Raw genomic sequence first — 12,339 nt, forward strand, 5'->3', positions numbered from 1 at the left:
CCGATAGAACCCTTAAAATTAGCGCTATTTTGAATTATCCTCGAGGTGTTTCATTTGCTCAAATTTGTTGTTCAATTCATTTTCGGAAATAATTTCCCAGCCCCCACCTAAAGCTTTATATATTGCTATTAGGGATGTTGCCGAAGAAATCTCACTTCTTGCCAACAAGTTTTCGGATTGAAGAAGCGAATTGTCGGCACTTAAAAAGTCGATAAAGCTATCCAGACCGGCATTATATCGCTGTTTGGCAAATTTGGCGGCCTCTGCACTGGCCTCCGAAGAGGCTCTTAATGTTTCCTTTCTTTGCAATTCGTTCGAATAATTGCTCAAAGCTGTTCGGATCTCCTCCAATCCATTTAATACGGTTTTCTCATATTGATTCAGTGATGCAAATGTTAAGGCATCGTTCCCCTTGATCTGTTGTTTCACCCTTCCCAGGTTAAAGGCAGCCCAACTTATATTGGGCATGACACTCCAAGTAAAGGATTCCTTACTTCCAAAATTTGAAAAATCAACGGCAGAAAACCCAATAGATCCGACAAATTGAATTTTAGGATAAAGTTCTGCCACAGACAAATTGTACCTGGCAATTTGTATTTGTAATGCAGCTTCTGCCCGACGTACATCCGGACGGCGACGTAATAGTTCATTTACATCTCCCAAAGCCACTGATGAAGGTAAACTTGGCAAAGGTTGCTTCTCTACCATGGTCGAATCCAGATTACCAGGCACTTCTCCAATCAAGACGCTCAATCTATTTTTCAATGCTTCAATATTTGCTTTTAGAGGAGGAATCGTAGCTCTGGTATTTTCCAATTGCGCCAACGCTCGAGAAACATCAAGATTATTGCTTGTTCCAGCCTCCGACAATTTAACCGTCAGATCATAAGTATCCTGTTGCCCTTTTAAGTTACGATGTGCTATATCCAATAGGTATTGTGAACCTCTCAATTCCATGTAATTATTGGCCACTTCGGCAAAAATACTTACATATACCCCTTGCATATCGGCTACCGCCAATTGATTATTGGCATAGGCCCCTTTAATACGGTTGGAAACCCTTCCGAACAGGTCAGCTTCCCAAAAAGCATCGAAGCTGCCATTGTAGTTGCTATAAGTGGGATTGCTCCCTTGTACAAAGACGTTTTCTCCAAGACGGGTTCTCGTATAATTGCCATTGGCCGTCACTGTTGGGACTCTATCAAATTTTGTTTCTTTAAATAAAGCCCTTGAGGCAAAAACGTTCGCTACGGCAGAATTGATATCCATATTATGTTTTCTTGCTTTTTCAATTAAAGAGTTCAAAATGGGGTCGTTGAATTCTGACCACCAATTCTGGGCCGTAGCAACTTTGGTAAAAGCATTGGAACTATTTACTTCTAAGAAATTCTCTTCAACCTTCGCTTTGGGCGCCACATTAAAATCGCGTTTGGTAATTCCACAGGAAACCAACAGGAACAACAATATGGCGACAATAAACAAATTCTTCATTTTTTTAAAATTTAAGTTAATTCAGTTTTTTCAATGCTTGTTGGCACAGGTTTAATTGTGTTGGTGCTGGAAGATGTGGCGGACCATTTTCTTCCCAAATAATAGAATACCGGTGTCAGGAAAATCCCAAAAAGTGTCACTCCGAGCATACCGCTAAATACAGCAATACCCAATGAAACACGGAGCTCTGCACCAGCGCCGGTGGCGATAGCTAAAGGCACAACACCTAAAATAAATGCCATTGCTGTCATTAAAATGGGCCTTAGCCTTAATTTAGTGGCCTCCAAAATTGCGGTTTTCAAGTCCTTGCCCTGATCTTCCAATTGCTTGGCGAACTCCACGATTAAAATGGAGTTCTTGCTCGCCAATCCTACTAAAACTATAAGTCCGATCTGGACCATTATGTTGTTGTCCAACCCTGCCAAGTCAATACCGATCATTGCAGACAATAATACCATAGGAACAATGAATATGACCACTAGAGGGAGTACCAAACTTTCAAATTGAGCCGCCAACAATAGAAAGACAAATACGACGGCCAATAAGAATGCGATGCCTGCCGTGCTTCCCGTCTGTTTTTCTTGATACGCCAATTCCGTCCACTCATATGAAATACCTTGTGGTAGAATCTTTTCCGCCAACTGTTCCATTCTATCCAAAGCTTGCCCTGAACTATATCCAGGAGCAATATTCCCATTTAACGAAGCTGCAGGATATAAGTTAAACCTTGGAATCCTTGAGGGTCCGGAAATATTTTGTTGGGTAGTGATCGTTCCAAGTGGCACCATTTCCCCATTTTTATTTCGAACCTTGATCCGTGATATATCATCTGGTGTTAAACGGTTTGGCGCATCGGCCTGTGCAGTCACTTGAAAGGTTCTCCCTAAATAATTGAATTCGTTGACAAATGCGGATCCCATATAGATCTCCAAGGACTGAAATACATCACCTACATTTAACCCCAATTTTTCTGCTTTAACCCGATCGATATCCAAATACAATTGAGGGGTCTGATTGTTGAAAAAAGTGAATACATTATTAAGAATTGGGTCATTATTGGCTGCAGCGGCCAATGCATAGGTGGCGTTCAAGAGTTCATCCGTTCCAACATTCCCTCTATCCTGTACCATCATTCTAAACCCACCGGCATTCCCTATCCCTCTCACAGAGGGAGGAGGAATCACAAGAACTACAGCATCATCTATCTGTCCCAATTTCTGTTGTAGGGTACCTAGCAATGCTTCATATCCTAGGCCCTTTTTTCTTCTTACCTCAAAATCTTCCAAGGGTAAAAATACTGCAGCGGCGTTGGAAGCATTCGTAAAGGAAGCAGCATCAAATCCAGTAAATGCAACCGCATTTTCAACTCCGTCCATATCCAAAGCAATATCCAATACCTTTTGCATGACATTATCAGTTCTAGATAAGGAAGAGCCTGGCGGTAATTGCACAATCGTGATAAAATACTGTTGGTCCATTGCCGGAATAAACCCTTTGGCCACCCTGTTGAATTCTATTCCTGTAAGTAATACCAGTCCACCGTACACCACTAATACCATTATTGATGTTCTAATAAGTTTTTGAACAGTTTTACCATAGTTCATGGAAATTTTTTCCATGAAATTATTAAAGGCAGTACCAACAAAAACAAATGGTTTGAGTAATATGGGCGTCTTTTTATTATGATCTTTTTCCTCATGCCTCATTAATAGAGCTGCCATAGCCGGACTCAATGTTAAGGAAACGAACACGGAAATGGTCGTTGCAACTGCAATGGTCAATCCAAACTGTTTGTAAAATTGTCCGGATATGCCCTCCAAGAATGCTGTCGGAATAAAAACCGCTATCAAAACCAGACCTATGGCCACCAAAGCACCTCCCACTTCATCCATGGTCTTAACGGCAGCCTCTTTAGGGGAAAGTCCTTTTGACAAATACCTCTCCATATTTTCAACCACGACAATGGCATCATCCACTACAATTCCGATTGCCAATACCAAACCAAACAGCGTAAGGTTGTTCAAAGAAAACCCAATGGCCTGCATAACGGCAAAGGTTCCTATAAGTGATACCGGTATGGCAAGAATTGGAATGATGGCCGCTCGCCAGGATTGTAGAAACAAAAGGATTACCAAGACCACTAAAATGATGGCTTCAAAAATTGTATGGTATACTTCATCTACAGATTTTTGGATGAATTCAGTCGGATTATAAGCAATTTTATATTCCAGATCTTCTGGAAAATTCTTGGACAACTCCACCATTTTGGCTTGAATTTCAGCAGCTGTTTCCAAAGCATTACCTCCCGGTTGTTGGAAAATAGGCATGGCTATAGCAGGATTTTTTCCCAAGTATCCCTTGGTAGCATAATTTTGAGCACCCAATTCAACCCTTCCTATATCTTTTAATTGTACAATTCTGCCATCTCCATGCGACTTGATGATGACATTCTCAAACTGTTCGGTAGTTACAAGCTTGCCCTGGGTCTGAATATTAATTTCGAAGGCAGATTGGTTACCTGAAGGCAAGGTATTCAAAGTACCACTGGCAATTTGTACGTTTTGAGCCCGAAGTGAAGCAACCACTTCACCTGCGGTCAAATCCAAATTGGCAATTTTATCAGGATCCAACCATATTCGCATGGCATATTCAGCAGCCCCAAAAATCTGTATATCGCCAATACCTTTTATACGTGCCAATTGGTCCTTCAATTGCAAGGTGGCATAATTCCCCATGTAGGTTTGGTCATAGGTTTTGTTCGGGGAATACATATTCACCACCAATAGGATATCAGGTGATATCTTTTTGGTAGTAATTCCTAATCGACGGGACGATTCCGGTAATCTTGGCTCTGCAATGGCAACACGGTTCTGAACCTGCACCTGTGCCCTGTCCAGATCGGTTCCCAGTTCAAAGGCTATTTGCAGCACTACACGGCCGTCAGCAGAAGACTGGGAGGTCATATAGATCATCCCCTCCACCCCATTGATTTCTTTTTCGAGAGGTGCTGCTACTGTTTCCGAAAGAGTCTTGGCATTTGCTCCTGGATATAGGGCCACAACCTCTACCGTTGGTGGCGCAACATCCGGGAATTGAGAAACTGGCAAGGATACATATGCCAGACCGCCCACAATAAGTATGAGTACACTCAGTACTGCAGCAAAAATGGGTCTTTTTATAAATATGTGACTGAATTTCATAATTTATCTAGAATTGAAATATAGCATCCCTCCTGCTCCTCTCTCCCTCCAATTTATGGACGCGGAGGAGCAATTTAAGGGACTGGAATAATTTTTGGGTTTCTATTTATGTGACGGCTATCACTCTATTTTGGCAATGGCCAACTCTCCCGATTCACTCTTTTGAAATTCGGTTTCTATTGGGGTGACAGCAATTCCCTGTCTTATTTTTTGAATGTTATTCGTTATCAATTTATCCTCTTGGGAAATTCCATCCCTAATGATTCTCAATCCGTTGGAATGTAATGGCCCCAATGTGACATTCTTTGTCGTTACAAGATTGCCCTCACCCAATACGTATACAAAACGAATGGATTGGTTGGTACCTATGATCTCATCTGGAATCATAATGGCCTCGTGTTCGGCACTTCCAGCTATCCTTGCTTTTCCGAACATTCCGGGTTCCAACAAATGATCTTTGTTTTCAAGCACCGCCCGGCTTTCGATCGTTCCGGTACTGATATCTATCTCGTTATCCACAAAATCCATTTTAGCTTCGTGCACAAAATCCTCTTCATCCTGAAGTTTTATAAATACTGGTATTCCCTCAGAGCGGGCAGATCTTCGTTCACCGTTTCTTGCCAAACGAACATATCTTAAATAATCGGACTCACTTCCGGTGAAATAAAAATCAATAGGACTTGTAGCAACAATAGTGGTCAACAAGGTGGAGTTGGAAGAGCCACCATCGATTAAATTGCCCTCATTCACCTTATCCCTGCTCACTAGACCGGCCATTGGTGCTGTAACCCTTGTGAATTCCAAATTTAATTTTGCATTATCAACCCTTGCTTGTGACAATTGAATACTCGCTTTGGCATATTCCAGGGCTTGTTTTCTACGATCGTATTCTTCAATGGACACAGCTCCTGATTCACGAAGTGATTCTACTCTTTCAAAATTATCCTGTGCTGTTTTTAAGGATGCCTGTGCTTGACTAAGATCTCCATTTGCTTGGTCAAGAGCAATTTTAAAAGGCCTGTCATCAATAGTAAAAAGCACATCGCCTTTGTTGACCATCTGCCCATCAACAAAATTGACACTTTCCAAAAATCCGCTAACACGTGCCCGTACTTCCACTCGGTTACTTGCCTCAAAACGGCCTGTGTATTCATCCCATTCGGTTATTTTTTCTATTAGTGGTGACGACACCTCTACCGGCATGGCCTGTGGAGCCGCAACAGTTTCAATTTCTTCGGCATCCCCTGACGTGAAAGCGAGTATAATAATTACAATGAAAAGCAATCCGGCAAGTGCCAATACACTTTTGGAAATTTTTTGGGTATTTATATCAAATTTTTTCATCTTGTTCTTCTTTAGGTTTTTGATTAATGTTTTGACACAGCAAATTTATAATGAGCTGCTCCCTAATGGCTAACCATTATGTTTATATAAATGACCAAAATCTAATCTTCTTAGTTTTTTTTATTTAATCTCCGAAAACACTCTTATACAGTTTTCTAAAAAGACATTCTTTTATATGAAGATATTATGCGATAAACTAGGATAGTGGAAAGCAGCTCCGAAATTATAGTCACCAATTAGAATAAGTAGCCTTCTCTAGTTGGTTTATTTTCATGGCCTAAAAGAAAATAATAGATAAAACAAATTTGTGAAAACCTCAATTTTAAGTATTTCCATTTTTTATATTGGCCCAAAACGAACTGAAATATCCAGAAATTAAGAAACCTCCAGAATAAGGAATAATTGTATCAGGGTTTAGCCAGCACGGTCCTCAAGTTTCGCTCTCGTATATTTTGGGGGACTGGTAGTAGTGGCCTCATGAAGACTTAGTTCTATACCTAGTTTTTATTCCGGTAATTGAAAGTTCCATTTCAGGCGAGTATTTTTTTTCTCATTAATCTTATTTGTAATTGACTTTCGGTGTGCTGATCCACAAAGAAAAACTGCGTTTTCAAATTCATTTTTTTCAATATATGAGTTAATGTTTTCTAGCATTGTATTTTCACGGTTGTCATGGAAATTCAACCACTTTTTGAACGTGATTGTATATTCCGAAGTACCTAATCGAGGTATTATGTAGTTTATTCTTTTTAATATTTTATCAAATTGTTTGTTGTTTTCGTCGCTGTTTAAATATTCAAAGCCTAAAAGATGTGTATGTTCTTCGTTTTTACGCCAAACTTTTGTGAATTTTTCGTCCTTCTTTAATGATATTTTGATTTCTTCAATTTGATTTCTGATGTTGGTACTTAGTGGTGGGTAAGTATCAACTGGAACAAAATAGAACGAATGAAATTCACTTAATTTTTTAATAGAATTTAACTCAAGAGTAGATTGGTTCGATCCTATTTTGAATTCCTCATACATTTTTATTGAAGCTTCGCAAAAAACAACATCAGGTTTAATCCTATTGAGTATTTTAAATAGACTTTCAGATGTGCAGTTGCCTTTATCGCTATGAACTGTTGAAATTAGATGAATATTGATTTTCAATTTGTATAAGTAGGGTTGTTAAATTAGGTACAAGGGTTAGGGAATGAAACTAAGCGTGAAAAAAGATACTATTTTTTTGGAATAATCATGTATTATATCACAATGTAGCCAGCCTTTAATCGTCAAGGATTTTCGTTTCAAATCCATCAATACTTATGCTGTTTTTGTTTTTCCAATATTCTTGAATTTTGTCCTCACCTTGTTTTGCCGCCCATGAATTTAAAGTTGTGCGTTCTTCTTTGAAATCCATAAAGGGCACCGCAAAGCCGCAAGAAGTTTGAACCAATTCTACTTCCATTTCGATAATTTGCCTGGCACCTACATTCTCAGGGAACATATTGTAATATTTATGAAATTCACTATCTCTTCTATGGTAAATCTTTGCTTTTCCGTACAGTCTTAAAATCAAAGGTTTCCCTTCAAAAGCGCAGAACATAATAGTCATTCTATTATTCTTTAATAAATGCGCAGCGGTTTCATTTCCACTTCCTGTTAAGTTCAACCAAATAATTTTGTTCTTACTAATAACTCTAAATGAGTCGGTACCTTTTGGAGACACATTAACTCTCCCATCATTGGAAGCTGTACCTACAAAAAATAGTTTTTGATTCGCAATGAATTCTTGCAGTTCAGTGGTAATAAAATCTAATTTCTTCCCCATATATTTAAATTAGCCCCAACTAATGGATTTAAATGTTCACTATATTTCCTTTATAGGTCTAATTTAGTAAATCTTTTTTGTGACCTAATTATAAATTAAGAGGTTGTCACAATTTCTCCCCTACCCTATTTTTGTTACGACCAGCATAAAGTGACTGGTCAAAAATATAACTATATAGAAAGACATTTATTTAAGAAGTAAGTGCGGATAACTGTAAATGCATATTGCAACAGTGTCCTTGGTGTTTGAGAATTTACAATTGGGTCAGTTGCTTTTTTGGAGCTAGGCACTTGCTGCTGGGGAAATGATAACCAGTCTTGTGGTGCTTTGGTATTTTATTGATATTTCGCCTTTAAGAGTTTTCGCTATAATCGTTGTGATGGCATTTCTGTTAAGTACTATAAAATTTAAATTGTCTAGGTCTTTTTTGATATGCTTGTTTCATAAAAATAAGGTTTAAAAATCGCTGATAATGTTTAGGGATTTGATCTTTTTTAATTCTTTCCAATATTGGAGATTTGTTTTGTGCAGAGAGATTTTTTTTTCAGAATATTCTTGATCCAAAAAAGGTATAGATTATGTGTAACCAATAATAGATCATTTTACCAAGATTTGTTTTGCGGGTTAATATTTATCTGGGAATTATAATCACATGAAGTGTGAAGATTTTTGACTATACCCGTGAACTAGTTATTAATTTTATTCTGCGTTGTTCGCTACCTTTATTTTTAGAATGATATTTTGTAGCTAATATTCGGTATCATTAATGCTTCTCTGAATTCCTCCACTTTATTGGTCTTAATATTGTATCTATGACCTTGAAAGTCTTTGTAGTTTGTTGCATTAAGTATTTTTAAAGATAATTTTTGTGCGGATTTCTTTTTATACCATTCATAATTGATCGTAAAATGGGATATGATAGATGTCTTTGATTGCTCGGTAAAAGGTGTAGTTTCATTGTAAACAACACCTTGTTCCATAAATGAAGCAGTTGGATCAATTTTTGAATATCTGTCACCGCCTTGAAGGCTTAATTTTAAATTTATTCCAAGTAAACTTTGTTTTTTCTTACCAATTCTAATTTCTTTTCCAACTAGAGTATTAAGGAGGTAATTTTTATTAAATCTGGTATTGTACCAAACATTAGTGTCTGTTTTATATTCTGAATTGAATATAGAACCGGAAAGCAAATAATAAAATCCATTATCTACATATTGCTCTAAAGTTAGATCGAGCCCATAATTTTTACCTTTTCCATTATTTGCATAGGTATCATCGATAAACCAATCATTTTGTAAATTAATAAGTGATTCAGTACTGTTTTCTATTACAGGAATATTAAATAGATATTGAAAATAGGGTTCTATTTTTAAATGTAATTTTTCATTAATATTCCAATCATAAGCCATTACGAAATGATGTGCTTTTGAAAAATCTAAATTTCTGTTGGCTTGGTTGGACCTGGAATTGCCGGTATTGGCAAGGTAAATGTTTAACGGTTCCATTCTACTGTGTAATCCATATCCAAAACTTATTTCATTATTATCGTTCAGCTGATAATTCAGTCCTAAACGTGGTTCAAGAGCAAAGCTGTTATTCAATGTAAACAGTTGAGAATTTAGGCCAATATTTAGTTGCCATTTTTTTAATGAAATAGAGGAACTTGAAAATGCAGATATTATAGAGCTAAAACCATCTTGGTCAACTAATGAATTTGGACCATTTTCAGGTTCTCCTTGATTTTCCTTTAAATTTAGGTCATATCCTAAACCCCTTACCATGATTCCTGTTTTATTAGTATGTGTTGAGTTGAATTTTTTGTTAATGGTAGACTTGAAAGTAATATTGTAGTTTTTATTGTTTATTTCATTTTCAGGTTGTAATTGAGAAGTATCGTCTAGCCTATCTGTTTTTAAATCGATTCCATTGGCAGATAATGATAATGTAGAGTTCAAGTATGCAGAATTTTCAAAAACAAGCCTGTGATTTAGACCTAAAGCTCCCATATACTGTTTTACATCTTGCTTTTCAATATCTTGATAATAAATTTGTTTATCAGTTTCAGTTTCCGGTTTTGACCCAGACTCGTCTATTAATCCAATTCCCCAAACAGAGAATATTCCAGCTTTTGTAGTAGGTAGCGTTAATTTAAAAGATAAATCTTGATAATTTGTGCCATCGGCATCATCTGGCAACATTGATGAAACAAGACCTAATGTTGAATATCGATAATTTACGAGATAAGAAGCGTTGTTTTTTTTGCTTAAAGGTCCTTCCGATGCAAAGTCCATTCCAATGGCTCCAATTTCGAAACTATGTTCAAATTCTGTGCTATTACCATTTCGCATTCTTATATCGAAAACCCCGGACAATGCGTTATTGTATTCAGCAGGAAAAGCTCCTGTAAAAAAATCGGAATTGGCTAGCAAATTACTGCTCAAAGCCGTTAATCCGCCACCACCAAAAGATCCTAAATCAGCAAAATGATTTGGGTTGGAAACTTCCACCCCTTCAATTTTCCATTGTAAATATTTTGGGGCATTCCCTCTAATTACAATGGCATTGTTGCCAACACTACTAGCTACCCCAGGAAAGGAAGAAGCTAAACGTGCAGGGTCATCAAATCCCCCTGCATACCTATTGGCTTCTTCTACACTCAGCATACGCGTACTCACTGAAGCCATTTCATTAAGAGGTTTAGCTTTAACAAGCTTTGGTTTAAGAACAACTTCACTTAGAGCGAATGCGCTTTCTGTTAGGGCTATGGTTAAAACAACTTCTTTAGCAGAAGTAACTATAACTTCAGGCATTATAATAGGTTCATAACCTAAGTAAGAAATCTGTAAATCATATCTGCCAATAGGAACATTATTAAGAATAAAATTACCATCCATATCAGAGGTGGTACCTATAATCGGATCAGTACCGATTATTGTTATTGTAGCAAAAGGTATAGTTTCTTTGGATGAATTATCGATAACTGAACCTTTAATATTTTGTGTTATATCTTGTGCGTTTATAATGGATAATGAAAGCGAAAATACTAGTAGTAAGATATTTCTAGTCATAATTAAATTGTAGTTAAAGTTAGCTACAAAATTAGATTAGAATGTTCGTCCCTATGTTCGAAGTTATATAACTGAACTTGTTTTTGATACTTTGTAAGTACTTGAAAATAAGGGTGTAATATAATGTTGGAGTTCGATTTTATAAAGCTGCACCATTTTTTTTAAACTCTGAAGGAGTTTGTCCGCTAATCTTTTTGAAGGTGGTATTAAACGAAGTTTTTGAATTAAAGCCCGATTCAAATGCAATGCCAAGTATGGTCAAATGTTCATTTTCCTTATCCAAAAGCAATTCTTTTACTCTTTGTACTCTATACCTATTAACAAACCAAAAAAAACTTTCTTCAAACGCAGCATTAATTAAATAGGAAAGCTGATGTGGTGTAAAATTCATTAATTCAGCTAATTGTGCAAGAGATAATTCAGAATCTAAATAAGGTTTCTGATCATCCATTAGTTTTATAAGATGCTCTTTTTGAGATTCTAATTCGTCATCAGATATTAATTTTCTCTTATTTATTTCTGTTTGTTCTTCAGATGAAATAATAAGGCTACGTTCATTTTCATCCAATAAGAAAATCTCTTTTTGTTTAAGTGAATTATATGCAATAAAGTATACAATTGATAACGATACAATATTTGCAAATAAGTTTAAATCTGCTTCAACGAATAATAAATTATAGATGCCAATAAAAGCAACTAAGGTGAAAATTGCAAGAATGATTAACTCCAACCATTTGAGATCGATTTGAAACGTATTTGATGAAAACAATCGAATTCTTTGTTTGTGCTTTTGAATTTTGATATAAGACAAGACTATAAAATAAAATGCCTGAATAATAACCAAGGCATTTAAGACTAATGATAGGTCAGCGTTGTCGCCATAAAATTGGTTAACCATTAAAACAATAAGTAGTATTATTGGGAAAAGAAAATGAATAAAATCCTTTCTTCCATATCTGAAATTTGGGTTAGCGTAATACGCTATACTATAAAAAAATACAACGGGAGTTAAAAATTGAAAAAAACGAATAGGTAGCCAAAATAGGTTACTCTGAATATCTAAACGTATCAAAACAAGAATCTCTTCGAGCCAAAAAGAAGACCAAAAAAATAGAACTAGTCCAAACCAAAAATTCGCCTTCTTATTGACATTTACTGGGTTCGCTATTAATAAAAATGAGAGTAATAAAAGAGAACCGAATAATAAAATTACGACAAGAGTATTCATTAAATTGTGTTAGGTGGTTTTTTATTTTTAAGTTGATTCCAATTCCCCTATTTGGTTTAGGTTTTACACAACGGTACCGTATAAAGTAGTAGCGGCTTAAACGTGTAGCAATATACCTAATTAAACACAAAAACGGATCGAGTTTGCACCCGAACCGCTATTGCTTTTATTTATTGTAGGGGTTCCCTTTTCTTC

The 12,339-nt window shown here is 36.5% G+C and carries 7 protein-coding genes; all 7 read right to left on the reverse strand.

Going from position 1 to position 12,339, the window contains the following annotated elements; genetic code table 11:
- Positions 1–24: 24 nt before the first annotated feature.
- Positions 25–1,491, reverse strand: a complete 1,467-nt coding sequence (locus KO529_RS13540) for an efflux transporter outer membrane subunit (protein WP_215948402.1) — start codon at positions 1,489–1,491, stop codon at positions 25–27.
- Positions 1,492–1,502: 11 nt separating this feature from the next.
- Complete coding sequence (locus tag KO529_RS13545) at positions 1,503–4,691, reverse strand: efflux RND transporter permease subunit (RefSeq protein WP_215948403.1); 3,189 nt, start codon at positions 4,689–4,691, stop codon at positions 1,503–1,505.
- 120 nt (positions 4,692–4,811) lie between these two features.
- Positions 4,812–6,035 carry an efflux RND transporter periplasmic adaptor subunit gene (locus tag KO529_RS13550; protein WP_215948404.1) on the reverse strand — a complete coding sequence of 408 codons (1,224 nt, stop codon included), beginning with the start codon at positions 6,033–6,035 and terminating at the stop codon, positions 4,812–4,814.
- A gap of 504 nt (positions 6,036–6,539) precedes the next feature.
- Positions 6,540–7,187, reverse strand: a complete 648-nt coding sequence (locus tag KO529_RS13555; protein WP_215948405.1) for a hypothetical protein — start codon at positions 7,185–7,187, stop codon at positions 6,540–6,542.
- A 115-nt stretch (positions 7,188–7,302) separates the two neighbouring features.
- The gene (locus KO529_RS13560) at positions 7,303–7,848 is read right to left on the reverse strand and encodes a pyridoxamine 5'-phosphate oxidase family protein (protein ID WP_215948406.1); all 546 of its coding nucleotides are present in this window, start codon (positions 7,846–7,848) and stop codon (positions 7,303–7,305) included.
- A gap of 728 nt (positions 7,849–8,576) precedes the next feature.
- The gene (locus KO529_RS13565) at positions 8,577–10,916 is read right to left on the reverse strand and encodes a TonB-dependent receptor (protein ID WP_215948407.1); all 2,340 of its coding nucleotides are present in this window, start codon (positions 10,914–10,916) and stop codon (positions 8,577–8,579) included.
- 139 nt (positions 10,917–11,055) lie between these two features.
- The gene (locus KO529_RS13570; protein WP_215948408.1) at positions 11,056–12,144 is read right to left on the reverse strand and encodes a helix-turn-helix domain-containing protein; all 1,089 of its coding nucleotides are present in this window, start codon (positions 12,142–12,144) and stop codon (positions 11,056–11,058) included.
- Positions 12,145–12,339: the final 195 nt, after the last annotated feature.

Origin of the sequence: Arenibacter algicola (genome assembly GCF_018860365.1) — a bacterium.
GTDB lineage: Bacteria > Bacteroidota > Bacteroidia > Flavobacteriales > Flavobacteriaceae > Arenibacter > Arenibacter algicola_B.

Excerpts from the sequence above, each read along its gene's own strand:
- KO529_RS13540 (WP_215948402.1), bottom strand. The coding sequence starts at position 1,491 with ATGAAGAATTTGTTTATTGTCGCCATATTGTTGTTCCTGTTGGTTTCC.
- KO529_RS13545 (WP_215948403.1), bottom strand. The coding sequence starts at position 4,691 with ATGAAATTCAGTCACATATTTATAAAAAGACCCATTTTTGCTGCAGTA.
- KO529_RS13550 (WP_215948404.1), bottom strand. The coding sequence starts at position 6,035 with ATGAAAAAATTTGATATAAATACCCAAAAAATTTCCAAAAGTGTATTG.
- KO529_RS13560 (WP_215948406.1), bottom strand. The coding sequence starts at position 7,848 with ATGGGGAAGAAATTAGATTTTATTACCACTGAACTGCAAGAATTCATT.
- KO529_RS13565 (WP_215948407.1), bottom strand. The coding sequence starts at position 10,916 with ATGACTAGAAATATCTTACTACTAGTATTTTCGCTTTCATTATCCATT.
- KO529_RS13570 (WP_215948408.1), bottom strand. The coding sequence starts at position 12,144 with ATGAATACTCTTGTCGTAATTTTATTATTCGGTTCTCTTTTATTACTC.